The organism is Polynucleobacter sp. HIN8 (genome assembly GCF_030297615.1).
In the GTDB taxonomy this organism is placed as follows: Bacteria; Pseudomonadota; Gammaproteobacteria; order Burkholderiales; family Burkholderiaceae; genus Polynucleobacter.
Map to the genome: position 1 here is coordinate 1,199,101 of NZ_AP028139.1, position 16,376 is coordinate 1,215,476.

Annotated in this window: 19 protein-coding genes; 3 read left to right on the forward strand and 16 right to left on the reverse strand. The window is 41.2% G+C overall.

Annotated features, from left to right (window positions below):
- Positions 1-125: 125 nt before the first annotated feature.
- The 8 genes from panB to QUE65_RS06370 form a co-directional block, all read right to left on the reverse strand.
- Positions 126-1,013: a 3-methyl-2-oxobutanoate hydroxymethyltransferase gene (gene panB, locus QUE65_RS06335; RefSeq protein WP_286280127.1), complete on the reverse strand. Its 888-nt coding sequence runs from the start codon at positions 1,011-1,013 to the stop codon at positions 126-128.
- Between the two features lie 20 nt (positions 1,014-1,033).
- A complete protein-coding gene (locus tag QUE65_RS06340) occupies positions 1,034-1,939 on the reverse strand; it encodes a phytanoyl-CoA dioxygenase family protein (RefSeq protein WP_286280128.1) in 906 nt (301 codons plus the stop codon).
- A gap of 11 nt (positions 1,940-1,950) precedes the next feature.
- Complete coding sequence (locus QUE65_RS06345; RefSeq protein WP_286280130.1) at positions 1,951-3,273, reverse strand: TRAP transporter large permease; 1,323 nt, start codon at positions 3,271-3,273, stop codon at positions 1,951-1,953.
- Positions 3,270-3,770, reverse strand: a complete 501-nt coding sequence (locus QUE65_RS06350) for a TRAP transporter small permease subunit (protein WP_286280131.1) — start codon at positions 3,768-3,770, stop codon at positions 3,270-3,272. The genes QUE65_RS06345 and QUE65_RS06350 overlap by 4 nt, the downstream gene beginning before the upstream one ends.
- A gap of 62 nt (positions 3,771-3,832) precedes the next feature.
- Positions 3,833-4,930 carry a TRAP transporter substrate-binding protein DctP gene (gene dctP, locus QUE65_RS06355; RefSeq protein WP_286280132.1) on the reverse strand — a complete coding sequence of 366 codons (1,098 nt, stop codon included), beginning with the start codon at positions 4,928-4,930 and terminating at the stop codon, positions 3,833-3,835.
- Positions 4,931-5,003: 73 nt separating this feature from the next.
- Entirely contained in the window at positions 5,004-5,693 is a 690-nt protein-coding gene (locus QUE65_RS06360) for a GntR family transcriptional regulator (protein WP_286280133.1), read from the reverse strand.
- The gene (locus QUE65_RS06365; RefSeq protein ID WP_286280134.1) at positions 5,693-6,274 is read right to left on the reverse strand and encodes an antibiotic biosynthesis monooxygenase family protein; all 582 of its coding nucleotides are present in this window, start codon (positions 6,272-6,274) and stop codon (positions 5,693-5,695) included. Before QUE65_RS06365 ends, QUE65_RS06360 begins: the two co-directional genes overlap by 1 nt.
- Positions 6,275-6,283: 9 nt before the next feature.
- Positions 6,284-7,099 carry a sterol desaturase family protein gene (locus QUE65_RS06370; RefSeq protein WP_286282468.1) on the reverse strand — a complete coding sequence of 272 codons (816 nt, stop codon included), beginning with the start codon at positions 7,097-7,099 and terminating at the stop codon, positions 6,284-6,286.
- Positions 7,100-7,237: 138 nt separating this feature from the next.
- Between QUE65_RS06370 and QUE65_RS06375 the strand changes: the two genes are divergently transcribed.
- A complete protein-coding gene (locus QUE65_RS06375; RefSeq protein ID WP_286280135.1) occupies positions 7,238-8,908 on the forward strand; it encodes a formate--tetrahydrofolate ligase in 1,671 nt (556 codons plus the stop codon).
- Positions 8,909-8,936: 28 nt separating this feature from the next.
- Complete coding sequence (locus tag QUE65_RS06380) at positions 8,937-9,536, forward strand: GNAT family N-acetyltransferase (RefSeq protein WP_286280136.1); 600 nt, start codon at positions 8,937-8,939, stop codon at positions 9,534-9,536.
- Between the two features lie 109 nt (positions 9,537-9,645).
- Here the strand turns inward: QUE65_RS06380 and QUE65_RS06385 are convergent, their stop codons facing one another.
- Genes QUE65_RS06385 through QUE65_RS06405 form a run of 5 tightly spaced genes read right to left on the reverse strand, consistent with a single transcriptional unit; the run spans position 9,646 to position 11,682 of the window.
- Positions 9,646-10,038, reverse strand: a complete 393-nt coding sequence (locus tag QUE65_RS06385) for a hypothetical protein (RefSeq protein WP_286280137.1) — start codon at positions 10,036-10,038, stop codon at positions 9,646-9,648.
- Positions 10,035-10,361: a heavy-metal-associated domain-containing protein gene (locus QUE65_RS06390; RefSeq protein WP_215368914.1), complete on the reverse strand. Its 327-nt coding sequence runs from the start codon at positions 10,359-10,361 to the stop codon at positions 10,035-10,037. The genes QUE65_RS06385 and QUE65_RS06390 overlap by 4 nt, the downstream gene beginning before the upstream one ends.
- Before the next feature lie 10 nt (positions 10,362-10,371).
- Entirely contained in the window at positions 10,372-11,022 is a 651-nt protein-coding gene (locus tag QUE65_RS06395; RefSeq protein WP_286280138.1) for a hypothetical protein, read from the reverse strand.
- A complete protein-coding gene (locus QUE65_RS06400) occupies positions 11,019-11,300 on the reverse strand; it encodes a copper-binding protein (RefSeq protein ID WP_286280139.1) in 282 nt (93 codons plus the stop codon). The genes QUE65_RS06395 and QUE65_RS06400 overlap by 4 nt, the downstream gene beginning before the upstream one ends.
- A gap of 55 nt (positions 11,301-11,355) precedes the next feature.
- A complete protein-coding gene (locus tag QUE65_RS06405) occupies positions 11,356-11,682 on the reverse strand; it encodes a hypothetical protein (RefSeq protein ID WP_286280140.1) in 327 nt (108 codons plus the stop codon).
- A 546-nt stretch (positions 11,683-12,228) separates the two neighbouring features.
- Between QUE65_RS06405 and QUE65_RS06410 the strand changes: the two genes are divergently transcribed.
- Entirely contained in the window at positions 12,229-13,638 is a 1,410-nt protein-coding gene (locus QUE65_RS06410) for a TAXI family TRAP transporter solute-binding subunit (RefSeq protein WP_286280141.1), read from the forward strand.
- Here the strand turns inward: QUE65_RS06410 and QUE65_RS06415 are convergent.
- From QUE65_RS06415 to QUE65_RS06425, 3 genes are all read right to left on the reverse strand, one after another.
- Entirely contained in the window at positions 13,612-14,511 is a 900-nt protein-coding gene (locus QUE65_RS06415) for a hypothetical protein (protein WP_286280142.1), read from the reverse strand. The genes QUE65_RS06410 and QUE65_RS06415 overlap by 27 nt on opposite strands.
- Before the next feature lie 12 nt (positions 14,512-14,523).
- Positions 14,524-15,726, reverse strand: a complete 1,203-nt coding sequence (locus QUE65_RS06420) for an outer membrane beta-barrel protein (protein WP_286280143.1) — start codon at positions 15,724-15,726, stop codon at positions 14,524-14,526.
- A gap of 456 nt (positions 15,727-16,182) precedes the next feature.
- Positions 16,183-16,341: a hypothetical protein gene (locus QUE65_RS06425; RefSeq protein ID WP_286280144.1), complete on the reverse strand. Its 159-nt coding sequence runs from the start codon at positions 16,339-16,341 to the stop codon at positions 16,183-16,185.
- Between the last annotated feature and the right edge of the window lie 35 nt (positions 16,342-16,376).

The following is a 16,376-nucleotide window of genomic DNA, read 5'->3' on the forward strand; positions in this document are numbered from 1 at the left end:
TGGTGCTGGGTGGGATCTGACGTTGGGTTCGTGGTGTCGGCAGGCGCTTGTCGGGAAAACCGACATTTGGGTATTTAAAAAAGGCCACACTAGGTGGCCAAAATTGGAGACACGTGCCTACTTAATTAAATATGTTTACGCCTTTCAACTAGTCCTAAAAACTTTTCATATTCTTTTTCGTCAACCGAATAACTGTGATCATCATCTGGAAACTTACTGGACTTAACCTCATCGATGTACTCTTTAATTCCCTTAACAGCAACCTCTGTTAAGTTAGCATACCGTTTTGTAAACTTTGGTTTAAAGTCAGAAAATACACCCAAAAGGTCATGACATAAGAGAATCTGACCATCCGTACCCACACCAGCACCTATTCCAATTGTTGGTATTTCCAATTGTTTAGAGATAACGGTTGCGATTTTTGCAGGGACAGCCTCAAATTCCAACATAAAGCATCCGGCATCTTGAATAGCAAATGCATCTTCAAGAATTTTCATAGCCGCTTCAGCGGTTCTCCCCTGAATTCGAAATCCCCCAAATACTGCAACTGTATGAGGAGTCATGCCAATATGGGATGCTGTTGGGATTCCGGCATCAACCAAAGCTTTCAAAATATGGGCTTGGGACTTTCCGCCCTGTGGCTTAACTGCATCGCACGCGGCATCTTGCATGAAACGCGTAGCATTTTGTAGGGCACGATCTACTGTGTTGTAGCTTTGATAAGGCATACATCCCAAAACAAATGTATTAGGTGCCCCCCTACGTATGGATGCTGCGTGCATCACCATCATATCCATGGTTGCAGGAATCGTATTAGGATGACCATGGGCAATCATTGCAAGACTATCGCCAACCACTGCAACATCTACACCAGCGGTTTCAGCCCATTTTGCTGAAGTGTAATCAGGAACTGACATATAGACCATTTTTTCGCCAGTCTTTTTTGACTCACGAATTTCTTGCAAATTACGCTTCTTCTTTTCAAGCGCTCCAGATCCTACAGGTACATTCAAAATATTCTCCTTTAACTTAATTACATCATTGCTTTTTCTGCATCTTCTTTTTGCTGCAACGAAAAAATCGATGAATAACCACCTGACCAATCGGGCGGTATGAGGCATGGCAATGGATCGTGATGAGCAAAATGAGCCCTCTTGCCTGACAAGATTGCCTGATCATGCTTTGGTTTTAACGGATTAACCGTATAAGGGAAGGCGTCCGCCGAAGTTAGCGTATAGAGCAATAATGGTCGACCTAAATTGGATTGATTTGCAGGTGATCCATGAATAGTCCGGCAATTGTGTAAAGTCAAAGAGCCAGCGGGTCCAGTCAGGTACACGGCTTTTTCGATGTGAATCTTTTTGACATCCTCATCCGATAAGCAACCAACCCATTTTCCTGATTCATCGTATTGGCTCATCATTGGTTCTAATAAATGACTTTTAGGAATAACACCCAATGGGCCCTGATCCATCCCGCAATCATATAAATAGGTGCCAATTGTTAATGGCGAGTAATTGGTATGAGGCCAAAATGAAATATCGTAGTGCCATTTCACCTCCTCGCCCCCCTTTTGCCACTTAAAGTTCAGCTTGGAATGGTGAAATTTCACATCGGGTCCAACCAAGTCAGCAACAGCGTCAAGCATTGGCGACTTACTAACGTATTCCCAAAAGACGGGATGATGCTCTGTAGGATTGGAAACTCGCCTTAAACGTGGCTCAGACGATGTATGGTCAGGCTCAAGATCGAAGATGGTGTCCGACTTGGAGACCCTCTTACTTCGCTCAACGAGTTCATTGGTAGCATCACGTAATTTGATTAACCAGTCATCACTAATAAATTTTTCTAGAAGGATATACCCGTTTGTAAAATATTCCTCGCGTTGTTTTTGACTCAAGACACGGGCTGGAATTTTCAGAATTTGCTCTGGGGTCAATTTATTACTCCTTATCGAAAGTTCAGCATTACGCTTGGCAAATAGGTTACAAGTGCTGGGAATATCATCACAATAATTAAAGTTAAGCATTGAAGAGCAATAAAAGGGATTACGCCTCGATACATATGCTTAATCGTTATTTCCTCAGGTGCCACTGCCCTTAGATAGAAAATTGCAGGAGCCATCGGCGGAGTTAAATACGATGTTTGAATCATGATCAAGAACAAAATACAGAACCAAACAGGATCAAATCCAGCCGCAGTAATCAATGGAGTAAATAGTGGTACAAAAATTAGAACGATTGAGATCCAATCTAAGAAAAATCCGGCAATAAAAATAATCAACATCATTAAACCCAAAAGAACCCAGGGGCTTAATTGCATCTGATTGATTAGAGTATTCGCAGTATTAATTCCACCACCACCAATAAAAACTCCAGTAAATAAAGAACCAGCCAAGAGAACTGCCATGATCATGGCGGTAATTAAGACAGTCTTAATGAGCGCTTCGTACAAACCTTTCCAGGAAAAGTTTTTGTAGAGAACGGTAAGTAACACTGAAGCAATAGCACCAATCGCCGCTGCTTCGGTGGGAGAGGCCAAGCCAAATAAGATAGAGCCCAAAACAGCCACAATCATTAGTAATGGCGGTACAAGGTTTTTAGTTGAAATCCACAGCTTTTCCGTGAAGCTCGGATCCCCTGGCTCCGGCGGAATTCGTGGGCCCATTTCTGGCTTTACCACACACAGAGTGAAGATGTAAATTAAATATAAGGAAGCCATAATCAGCCCTGGAAATACCATGCCATACAGCAGATCGCCCACCGAGACAGTTGCTAAGGGGCCCATCACTACAGCCACAACAGATGGCGGAATAATGGTGCCAAGTGAGCCACCTGCACAAATCGTGCCCGAGATCATGGCCTTGTTGTAACCATAGCGCAACATTATTGGGATTGTTAGCAATCCAACCACTGACTCTGTTGCACCTATTACCCCACTCGATGCTGCAAAGATAATGCACATAATGACAGTGGCTAAGGCTAGTCCACCTGGCAAGCGGCGTGTCCAAATATGAATTGCCTCAAACAATTTGTCAGCAATACCCGACTTTTCTAGTATGGCCCCCATAAAGACAAATAAGGGAATAGCTGCAAATACAAAATTGGATGAGATGTCCTCAATTTTTTCAATAAACTGAAAAATGACTCGATCACCAAAAATATAAAGTCCAAATAACACTGCAGTGATCATCATTGCGAAGGCAACTTGAACGCCCAAAAACATGAGCACAAAGGCTACGGGTAGCATGAAAAAAGGAATGATATCGATCATGCTTTGCTAGCCTTGTATTTTTGGATTGATTTCATGAGCTCGGCATAAACCTGTAAGGCAAGTAATGCAAAGGCGATTAAAAAGATGAGTCGAAATGGCCACACAACCATATTCATTGCAGATTGCCCACTACGCTCATTTTTGACAATCCCAGCAATCAAATAAGAAGTTAATCCATACGTTAACCAAATCATTAAAGGAAAAATAATTGAGTAGGCGCACAAATCAATGAGTGCCCTTGTTTTTGCACGCATGTCCTGACTAAAAATATCAATGCGAATGAATTGACCCTGTTGTAAGGTATAAGCCATTCCTAATAAGAAATGGGTTCCTGTGAGCATATAACCTACCTCATAGGCCCAAATTGTTGGCGCATCAAATAGGTAACGTGCCAACACTTCGTACGTAGTTGTAAGCACCAATGGAACTAGCGTCAATGAAGCAATGATTCCTATATTGGTGGTTAAGCGTTCAATCTGATTGACAAGTGAAGTCATGGTTGATTTTCTTATTTTTAAGTTAGAAGAAAGGGGTCTAAAAATTTAGACCCCCATCAAAACTACTTCTTAGCTGGTGGTGGCGCAGCACTGACTGTTCGTGTCTTCACAGTTCTCCACCCGGAGGCACCCTCCCATAACTTATCTAGCTGTTGTTGGCTTTCAAAGACAGGTGCGAAAAATGGGTACTTATTTTCCTTGGCGGTCTTAGCGGCCCATTCCAATCCCATTTTGCGAGCCGCATATTGAAGTTCAGGCGATAACTCAATGATTGTGTTGCCGGCCTTGCGATAGAACTCCAATGCCTTTGCATCCTCTTGACCCACCACAAGCCAACTCTCTAAGGTTGTTAGCTTGGCAACCATTTCGATTAATTTTTTATCGGCTTCCGATAGCTTCGACCAAACGCCTTTATTAATCACGAGTTCAAACGGTGCGCATGGCTGATGGATTCCTGGATAAATCACAAATTTTGCGACCTTATGGAATCCCATCGGGATATTTTCATAAAGGGTTCCCCACTCCACAGCATCAATAGCACCACGCTCTAACATGGGGTAAATATCTGCAGCCGGAGTGGTTACAGGAGCAGCGCCGAGATCCTTTGACATCTCTAGCCAAGCTCCAGCTGTACGTAGCTTTAAACCCTTTAAATCATTCAGAGTCCGAACTGGTTTCCTGGAATGCAAAAATGCCTCTGCAGTTCGAATGAATAATGGCATGGAAATAATTTCATCGGTTTGATCGCGATACTTTCGTTGCATATCGGTACCACCAGCTACATATAACCAGTGCAACATCCGCTCTGAATCAAACGAGCCCGCATAGCCTCCAAAGAGAACTGTGGTCGGATCTTTGCCCCAGTCCCACCCCATCCAAGTATGACCAAGATCAGCCACCCCATTTTTAACGGTTTCTGGAACCTTCAATGCATTACCCAGGGCACCGCCTGGGAAGATTTGGATTTTGAAACGACCGCCGCTATATTGCTCCAATTTATCAGCAAATGCTTTAGTTCCAAGATCGGTAAGCGGTCCACCGCCCCAACCAGTGGCCATCTTCCAGTTATAGCTAGCTCCCTGAGCTTGTACCGTCAGTGGAAACGACATCGCAGCTGCTGCGGCCGCACCACCGGTTTTTAGAAAATCACGTTTTTTCATCTTACGTCTCCTTTATCAACTTGCTCCACTTCATTAAATGATTACTTCATCAGCCTACTACCCAAACACTGTACTAATCAGGTGTACTAAACGTTTTACGAGTTAATTCTTCAACACAATCAATTAATTGATCTAATGCTTTACCAGCCTCTGATTCACTACCTTTTGCGATGGCAGCAGCTAGCACACCATGCAAATTTGCCATTTCAGTCACGCCAGCGAAATGGTGAAAATTTCCAAACCAAAAGCGTCTTGACATACCGTGAAGTGGTGACATCGCCGCTGCAGCAAATTCATTACGGGCCGCAATTACAGTTAAATCATTCAACTCCTTATCAATTTTTCTAAACAAGGCGTCATCTTTATCCTTTGCAGCCTTACGAAATTCTTTTGCTAAGCGCTCAAATTCTTTACGCTCAACTAGGGTTGCTCTTTTGGCTGCTTTTTTACAAATCAAACGCTCGAGCTCACGACGAGTCTCCAGAACACGTAATTGTTTCTGAGTATTAAGGTCTGAAATAAAAATTCCCCGTTTTGGCACGATGGTGACTAAGTGTTCACGACTTAGGCGTTGAATTGCCTCTCGAATTGGAGTTCGACCAATGCCTAAGAAATTCGATAGCTGAGCTTCCGAAACTGGAGTCTCAGGGGGTAATTGCATCGTCACAATCATCTCTTCAATTTGGCTATAGGCTTGATCAGACAAAGACGACTCGTCGGGTGACACAACAAGCGCAAGATTTGAGGATTTACGATTAGTCATTAGGCAAATTGTGTTGGAGCCTCAGCTCGATCAAACATTCCATAATCACGTAACACCCCAAACCAAAATAATTTGACTGAATCAGGTGCGGATAAATGCATCAGTTTGTTATCGACAAGTGTATTTGGAGAAAACTCAATGATTGAGATTCCTCTTTTGGGATCTAAAACACCCTGATACGATTGATTATTAAAATCTGAAAGAGGGGAATTAGTTAGGGTTACTTGAACCTCATCAAATTGACCAATTAACAATAAAATCCGCTCACGAATTATTTCAACATTAAGGGTTTTTTCTTCTTTTACTGTGGAAACACGCAGACGGTAATCATCGAATACCTTATTACGACCACAAACTTGTGCGCCGTTATGATCTGGCTGACAGCGCCATTGGGCTAATGACTGCTCATTTTTCCAACATGAGAATGACAAATACCAATCTTTCTTTTTAAGATTAGCAAACCGTTCTACAGATATAAAACCTGGATTTTGCTCAACGATCGGTTTTAAGTGGGCGGCCATTGAAAAATACTGTTCCACATGACCAGATTTTGGTAACACATCAAAGAGAACTGATTGCATGATGCGATCCTATGATTGCAGCGCTTTTTGTTCCTGCTGATCAAGGATTGGCCCCTCAAGCGTGACCCTCTCCTCCTGTACTCTGCCGTTTTGGAATTTCTCAATAATTGGCTTTAGCTTAGGGTCAATATGATCCTGATTGAATCCATTCAATAAGGTTCCAATTAAGCCTCGTTTGATATCGGATGTGCCCATAATCCAATCAGCAAATGGAAACGTAAGATTCATATTCTTATGCATCATGATGCCTAAATTATGATGTGCAGCATGGTGGCGGCGAATGGTATTAATAAACGGCATATTGCGCACAAACCAGTTTTCTTTAATGTGACAGCAATAGTGAAAGGTTTCGTAAAGCAAATAATGGCCAACCATCGTCATGTATAGGATATAGCCCACATTTGGATTGAAAATTTTGCTTGCGATATACCCTAAGATTGTTCCGGCAACACCAAGAACAATCAATACTCGCCATGGGAAAAAGACAATTCGATGTTCTTTTACCGTGTCAATTGTGTAATCTGTATCGGTGAAATACTGATGATGCTGTCTGGTATGACGATCGTATATTGCCCTTAGAGCAAATACATCAATTTGGCGATGCATCACATACTTGTGCATCGCCCACTCTACAAAGTTTCCGGCAATTGCTACTGGGATGATGGTGAGCCACGCCCAGGTTGGATTGCTGAGCTGGCTTGCGCAATAGTAAATTGCGGTGATTCCCGCAACGTACATCACGCCAATATGTAATAAACCGTTATAAAAGGGGCTGATTTGATTCACATAGGACTCACGAAACTTCTTCTGTCTTTCCGTCATCATCATCGGTCTAGAAAAAGTACTCATTGAAATCTCCTTGTCTAGTGAATAACACTTGATATATATTACTAACATATTAGTTGAATGTCACAAAATTGAAAGTGCTATTCATCAGGACTAACCCTAACCTTAGGAGAAACTATGCCCAGTGATATTGAGATTGCACAACAGGCAAAAATGATGCGGATTGCTGATGTTGCAAGAGATAAGCTGGGTATTTCCGATGAGCATCTCGAGCCCTATGGTCATTACAAGGCCAAAGTTTCCCTACCCTACTTGGAAACGCTAAAAAATCGCCCCAACGGAAAACTGATCTTAGTAACAGCCATTAATCCAACCCCCGCTGGTGAAGGAAAAACGACAACTACCGTTGGACTTGGTGATGCTCTTAATTACTTAGGTAAAAAAGCCATCATTTGCCTGCGTGAACCATCCCTTGGGCCAGTATTTGGAGTAAAAGGTGGTGCTGCGGGCGGCGGCTATGCCCAGATTGTGCCAATGGAGGATATCAATCTTCACTTTACTGGGGACTTTAATGCGATAGCCCTAGCCAATAATCTTTTAGCAGCTTTGATCGATAACCACATCTTCCATGGCAATACTCTCGGTATTGATAGCCGCCGGATTCAATGGAAACGTGTCGTTGATATGAACGACCGAGCCTTGCGCCACATTACCAATGGCTTGGGTGGCCCGGGTAATGGGTATCCTCGTGAGGATGGGTTTGATATCGTGGTCGCTTCTGAGGTAATGGCAATTTTCTGTTTAGCCACTTCGCTTGATGATCTCAAAGAGAGACTTTCCAATATCGTAGTTGCCTATACTCGTGATCTAAAACCTATTTTTGCCAAAGATCTCAACGCTCACGGAGCTATGACGGTCTTACTTAAAGATGCGTTGGCCCCAAATCTTGTTCAAACCCTTGAAAACAATCCAGCCTTTGTGCATGGTGGACCTTTTGCCAATATCGCACATGGCTGTAATTCGGTGATTGCCACACAAGCAGCCCTTAAATTAGCTGATTATGTAGTTACTGAGGCTGGCTTTGGTGCTGACTTAGGAGCTGAGAAATTTATTGATATCAAATGCCGTAAATCAGGTCTGCGCCCCTCTGCAGCCGTGATTGTGGTGACTGTTCGTGCTATGAAATACCATGGTAATGCTGAGCTATCTGAACTAACTAAAGAAAATTTAGTAGCGCTTGAAAAAGGCTTAGTTAATTTAGAGCGCCATGTTGAAAATATTACAAAGGTTTACCAAATCCCCTGCGTGGTTTCAATTAATCAATTCCTAAGCGACACACCAGCAGAGATTGATTTGATTAAAAAACGCATGGAATCTCTTGGGGTAAAAGTAGTTATTGCTTCCCATTGGACCCATGGCGGCAAAGGTGCCAAAGATCTTGCCGAAGAGGTAATCAAACTTTGTGATACGCCATCTCAAATGCAATTTGTGTATGACGAATCCGATAGTCTCTGGGACAAAATTAATCATATTGCTAAAAAGGTATATCGAGCCAGTGAAGTTACTGCGGACTCAAAGATTCGAGCCCAAATACAAGACCTGCAAGAAAAGGGTTATGGCAATTACCCTGTATGCGTAGCCAAAACACAAAGCTCGTTCTCAACGGATGCTAAATTACGCGGCGCTCCTAATAATCATGTCATCAATATTAGGGAAGTTCGTCTTGCTGCTGGCGCTCAATTTATAGTGATGGTCTGCGGTGACATTATGACTATGCCAGGATTACCAAAGATTCCATCGGCTGACAAAATTGACCTGATTGACGGAAAAGTGGTTGGCTTGTTTTAAACATCAAACCTAAATTGCATGGCTTGATATGAAAATCTCATCTCCCATAACCCTGAAAGGTAGTCATGCATCCTTAGTTCCGCTGGAGATGGCTCATCACGATGCTCTGTGTGATGCCGTCAGGGATGGTGAGCTTTGGAAACTTTGGTATACAACTGTTCCATCACCTGAGGGTATGGCAAAAGAAATAGAAAGACGCTTAGGATTACAAAATATGGGCTCAATGAATCCATTTTGCGTTTTAGATTCCAAAGGCAGGCCTATTGGTATGACAACCTACATGAATATTGACGAACATAATCGAAGATTGGAAATCGGCTCTACTTGGTACCGTAAATCCGCCCAAAGAACAGCAATTAATACTGAATGTAAATTGATGTTGCTGACGCACGCTTTTGAGACGTTGAACTGTATTGCCGTTGAATTTCGGACCCATTGGTTTAACCACCAAAGTCGCAGTGGTATTGAAAGACTGGGGGCTAAGTTAGATGGCGTACTCAGAAGTCATCAACTAAATCGCCATCCTGATGCCATGAACAGCCTCAGAGATACCTGTGTATACAGCATTATTGCCAGTGAATTCCCTGCAGTAAAAGCAAATCTTTCCTATAAGCTAGAAAATACATAAGAGATACCGTTATTTGTCGGGTTTCTCGATAAATCGTTATTCGATGGGAATTCAAAGCCACGATACATTAGCAATTAGTAGCACGACCTTATATCTTTTTAAACAATTCTCATACAAGCATGGGCTGAATAAACGCAAACCATCCACCAATCATTAATAAACCAAGGCTAATCCAATAAATTCGTTCTGAGAATTTCCGTGTTTTTAAGCAGGCATCGCGCATCTTAGGGTCAATCGGACATGGGGCATTTCGATTACGCCACTGCAATATGCCGCCAATGAGCATCAAACCACTACTTAATGCAAATATCGCCTCTTTATGCTCGCTAATCCACACAATCTTTGGAAATACAGATACTAAAGAGGCGAGCGTTGCCCCTGCACCCAAACTGACCAGGAGTGCGGGGATGGCACAGCAAATGAGGGTACTCGAACTCGCAAAGAGGCTAATTAAAGCACTGATATAGCTAGTCTTTGTTTCACTCAAGCCATCGTGACTCATTTTTTATCCTTTTGCTGAGCCTTAAATTGCGCAACCGTCTGTGGAATGGTTTCGATCTTGACTACGTCGTAGCCTGAGTCTTTGATCTCTTGGCTAATGAGCTTCTCATTGAGGGTTTTGCCCTCTTTAGCCTCAACGATCACGACTTTATTCTTGAGATCGACAAAGACTGCCTTGGTTTCGTCCATTTTGGAAATACTTTTCTCAATGCCCTGGGCACAAAATGAGCAAACCATACCATTGACGGTGACTTTCATACTAGCCAAGGCAGACTGGCTCAACGCCATAAATGCAATTGCAATGATTAAGTTCAATTGTTTCATTTTCATTCTCCTAATAGTTGTACATAAAGTTAAATCGCAGTTGTCCTGATAAATTAGCGCCCGCCTCCACAAAGTACCGTTTGTGAATCACCCTGACCATCGGCGTGAACTCATATTGCTTAGAAACAAAGGTCATGCGCCTTGCTTCAATCACCACCCAGGGTTGCGGTTCGTCGTAGTCCGCCTCATAAAAAGAGGCGCCCAAACGAGCGGTGGTGATATTGCTCGTTGCCCCCTGTGCGGCATAAACCCGAGCTGATGCCATTGAATAAAAGCGAGTGGTCTCGTAATCCACTTGAATACCAGGTGACGCCATGGCTTTTGAGCCGCCAAAGGTATTTCCAGTGGTAGAACCAAGACCGCCAATAAACCAGATATTGGCTTGTGCTTCTGGCAAATTCCAGCGTGCTACCTTGCGGGTGTAAACCGCTTCCAGATTTTGCTGTTTCGACACAGAGTTATCGGTTTGCATGGCACTTGCTGAAATTCCAAATGCATCATTTGCAGTGGTGGCGTAGTTCAAGCCTAACTCCTGATAGGTTTTACTAAAGTCCCCCATCAGCATCCAGCTGTTCTTAAATCCCATCGGCGCCGCCAATGAATTTTGGATACTTACCGCAAATAACAGGAAAAAGCTGGCTAAGGCAATTCCTTGCTTCATTTGAGTTTTTCCATGGTGGTGATATCGAGCGTTCCATCCACAACCTTGATTTGAAATCGGACTTTATCGCCCGGCCGATATTGATCCAGTGGAATCTCCTTAACCACTCCAAAGGGCATGGTCATCGGGGCCATCTTGATACTAGGGATGTACTCGTGCTTTAACACGATGCGGCTTCGTGATTGATCAATACGCACCACTTCACCATTTACCCACTCGGGGCTGGCATAGACGAAGGCTGAAAATACACCAAGAAATACAACTATCAATCGTTTCATTTAACTCTCCAAAAAAGATCAAGCCCAAAATTTGGGCGGAATTATCCTAGGGGAGTTAAAGAATGGGTGGCTTATTAGCGACCGAGAGGTCGATACCCGTTAGTGTTTTGGGGGAGGTAGAAAAAGTTTGTGTAAATCGATCTGTTATTAACGCAGGAACAGAATTTGGTAATAAACCAAAGGCCATGCATAAAGTACATGAGTAGCATCGATCCCCACTCACTTCAATGGCTTGGTGACTATCCAAGGACTGTTGAGTTGCATCACCATCTTGGTGACAAGGATGGGCTGCTACCGACTCCTGCATCTGGCTCACGGGGGTGACAAGCATTTTTTGCATGCCCATATCCAACACCGCCCAAGCTTGGACTGGAGTCAGCATTACCAGAAATACAAGGAAAATCTTTCTCAACATCGTTTTAATTTACCACTTTTCTTAAAAAAATGTTATTGCTTAAAAGTCGATATTTTAAATACTCAATCTATAAGATATAAGTCGGTTTAAGCCTCGCTCACAGGTTTATCTGATTTCTAGGTAAACCTAGGAAATACCAACAAATTGATAGTGTCCGCAGGCGTTTGTCGGGAAAACCAACATTTTGCTAGCGCTCTTATGGACGTAAGTAAAACAGCCACATCTAGTGGCTGTTTGCCCTCTCACAGAACTTCGTTAAGTTCTCAAGAAGTTCGCTAGGCTTTTCTTGCTAAGCCAGGAAACATTTCATTCGAGAACTCTTGTGCAATCTTCAAGGCTTGTTCTCCTGTAATCACCCCAATTTGGGTGTTCGTCGAAACCGGGGTCGTCGTGGCGCATGGTGGGATCTCGTATCAGGATCGTAGTGTCTGCAGGCCTTAGTCGACAAACGAACATTAGATATAAAAGAAGAGTTCGGTAAAATAAGGAAGAATATTAAATCACTAAAACAAAATGGAAATAAAAAAAGGTAACTATCTTAAGGACCTCATTTCTTATTTTCAGAAGGATTTTGCTCGTGAACTTAGCGGATGGCTTGAATTTACACGTTACCATTTTCTTTTAATCATAGGAGCAATTCTTCTACTATTTACACTCGTTGTCTATGTAAACCCAATACCTCCTAAACAAGCTTTTCTTGCTACGGGACAGATGGGGTCCTCTTATCAGTTAATAAGTGAACAAATTGACCAATTTTTTTCTGGAAAAGGTATTGATCTTGTTCTTGTGGATACAGCTGGATTACATGATGGTCTTCAAAAATTAAAAGATCAAAAATCTCCGGTTAACGCTGGTTTTGTTACTTCAGGCAGTGCAAATCAAAAAGACTTTCCAAATCTCGTATCAATGGGAAGCATCCAATATTCACCAATTTGGATTTTCTATCGCGGTAAAGAAATTAATACTAATAACCCAATTGATTATTTTGGTGACAAACGCATTAGTATTGGCCTGCCGAATACAACCACACAGAATATATTTCTTCGTCTAGCTCATGATAGTAAATATAAAAATAAAAAACCTTCAAATTTTTATGAATACTCAAATACTGAAGCAGCTGAAAAATTACTTTCAGGAGACCTAGATGCGGTTTTTATTGTTGATGGAATTAATTCACCAAGCGTTCAAAAACTAATAAAAGATAAGAATATTCATATCTACGACTTTGTAATCGCCGATGCCTACGAAAAACAGTTTCCCTTTCTTAATAAATTAGTTATTCCAAAAGGTTCACTAAATATTGAACAACTAATACCAAATAGGGATATCAATCTAATCGCTCCCACAGTAATGCTTTTGGTTGAGCGAGACATGCATCCAGTTATGCAATGGTCATTCTTATTAGCCATTAAGGAATATGGGCAATCCCGAACCAATTTCTTTTCAAAACCAGGATATTTCCCGCGCTATACCGATGAATCTTTTGAGCTAAGCCCTATTGCAAAGCGGTACTACGATTCTGGAATTCCTTTTTTATTTAAATATTTACCTTTATGGCTTGCAAGCCTAATTGATGAAATTTGGTTTTATGTTGTTTCTTTATTTGCTGTAATTTTTCCTTTTAGAAAGTCTCTGTCAAATTTAAGAGAAATGCCAAGTGATGATTTCGTTGGAAACTGTTACCAAGAGCTTCATGAACTAGAATACGCATTTCGAAACTCGAATAAAACTGAGGAGCTAGAAAAAATCGTACAAAAGCTCAACATCTTAGAAAATCAAATTTCATCATCTTGGATTGAAAGTTCAAAGCTTGGAAATAGTTATGCTTTACGTAATTCTTTAGCAAGAATTAAAAATGAAACCGCTAAAAAAATTGAACAACTTAATAAAAATAAACTAGTCCATCGTGATGGAATAAATTAATGAGTCAGATTTTCTCGATGCTCCCTTGAACTTATAAGTAGAACTTTTCGATTTTTTGAATTTTGGCATATCCTCTGAACTCAGAATTAGCTCATCTCCGAACACCCCTTCAAGATTGATTTGGCAGCCTTTCGAAATTTCAATGTATGATCCCCCTTCATCGGTTTCTAGATCAAACAAATCTCGATCTTTCCCTTTTATTCCCATTTGAATTGATAATTTTTTGACAATTTGAAGGCGACTACTGGTTATATTTAGACCATCCTCAACTGGTTCCTTAACATCAATGCGATTTAAGACAATATTTGAATTAGTCACATCAAAACCATCATCCCCAGAGTAAAAGCTTTTGATCGATCCAATGACCCATTCCTCACGACCAACTCCCATAACAGAAATCGCATCCAAGTCATCACCAAAATTATTTGGCTTTTGATGTTTACGTATAGTTTTTGTACTGTTAGGATCCAAACGACCTAAATAAAAAGATTTAATTTCTTTTGCAATAAACTGTGATTTGCGCTTACGTGGATTAGCTTTAATCGAAATATTATCTTTGCTAGCCGATTGATAATTTCCACAAAACCATAATCCACCGTTATCGGCGTGCTTTACAGCTCTACCATTAGGGTTAGCTGCTTTAAGGGTAAATTTTTCTGCTCTCAATTGTGAGCCCGACTCAAAAATTAATGCGGCACGTTTTAAGTGTGGACCTAACACTAGTCCATTCAAAATATAAATTTCAGTTCTATCTTGAATAGTTAATCGCACTCCGGGATGCACATGAATTTCTTTTGTAATGAGGTATTTATTCTTACTACTTAAAGTGGTATTTTTTGCAATATTTCGCGAGAGTATTTTAATTGGTTTCATATTGCAACCTATTTAGTACAAGATTCCTAATTCAAGTATGCCCCGGAATTGGCTTGCATTCTGTGAATTATTTCCAAACCCAAGTTGAGGTGAAAAATCATATAGTCTAATCATAGATACCTCTACCCTAGCAAAGTATTTTTTATATTGAATTGTCGGGCTTAGGGTCAAGGTAAGAGCGGAACTACCTGGTCCATACAATAAAGTTGGGGCATTACTTCCAGGAATTCCTGTGGATTGAATGTATTCGACTCTAAATGGAATACTTGCCTTTTGATAACCTGTACCAGAACCATCTAAATCTACAGTAAATTTATAGTTTGCCAAAATAGCTACGCCATACGTTTCAGCCGACTGTGGAATGCCTATTGATGAATTGGCTGGTACAAATGTATATTGTAAATAGGGATCAAAACTCCATCGCCCAACAGTCTGGCTATAAAGAAGATTAACTATTTGTGAATTATTCTTTAGCAAAGGAGTATTTTCGGTCGTGTAATTATTTGGACTTATCGCACCGGTCCATACCGCTCCAATCTTTTGTGATTCACTCAGCTTATACGATAAATCCACTCCAAGCCAATTAAATTTATTTGAATAGAATCCATCCGTGAACGCAATCGATGCTGAGAAGGCTTCATTATCATAATCAATTTGAACTCCTTCGCTAAATGAACTAGTTTGAGACCAGAGTACCCCCCGCACCACATTCAAATTTTGATAACTAAAGGACGATTCGTAGCCACCCAAAGCTGAAAGTTTTCCAATAGATACTGTTATATTTTTATCAATTGAATAATTAATTTGGGCTTGTGGCACCACACCAAATGAATTAATGGTTTGCTTTTGAATACGTTGATCCGGTTGACCAATATCTAAGATATCGTAATAACCAATTTGCGCAAAGAAGCCAAAAGATCCCTTTCTTTGCTCCAAAATAATTAAGGCATTCGATAAATCAGCGATCTCAGCTCTATTGCTAGGGCTTGGATTGCTTTGTGCTAGGCCAAAGCCAGATAAAACACTTTTTCCTTTCCATTCACCAAATATACCTAAATCTTTATCAAAAATAGGCTTAATATGCGTTAAAGAAGAACTGTTATCTTCAATATCAAAGGTATTTGCATAAGCAATATTGACTATTAAAAGACATTGAAGTATGCATATTTGTGATATTAAATTGAATTTAATCGAAGATGATGAGTACTGTTTCACTATGAGAAGGTAAGCTTAATAAGCCCTAGACTATTTAATATTTAAAGTTATAAATTATTTTGCTGCAGCCTTGATAATAGTTTTTAAATTTTATTAAATATTAGATTACTATTCTTAACTACAAATAAACTTTTGAGCACATCACTTAGCTAGCGCCTTAGAAATCCTTACTGTAGCCATATTCCATAAGAACCCTAGACTGTACGACTTGGCGGCCTGCCCAGCAGGAGTCGAACCTGCGACCTACGGCTTAGAAGGGCTGGCTAATCTGCGGAACACAATGTTCAACAATGACCTACAGTGGGTAGGTTCGAGGTGCAGGTCAAAACAGGGGTGGTCGTGGAGCAAAGTGGGGCCCCATGTCGGGTTCGTGGCGTCTGCAGAAATTGGTAAGGGAACCCGACAAGCTCGTATCATCAAATACTCAGTTCACTCACCCTCTAAGCGCAGGCTTTACTATTCCGTCCAGCTGGAAACCTCTTCGCTGGGAAGATCCTGAAACATTTTTTCTCGGCTGCGGGTTTGTAAGTACTCCAAAATCAAGCGCTTTAACTCTGCTCTAGTTATTGGCTCCGGATTAGTTTCCTGGAGCTCTAAATGGTCATTTTCTGACATTTAATTTCTCCAATGAATGATGTTTTTAAGAGTTG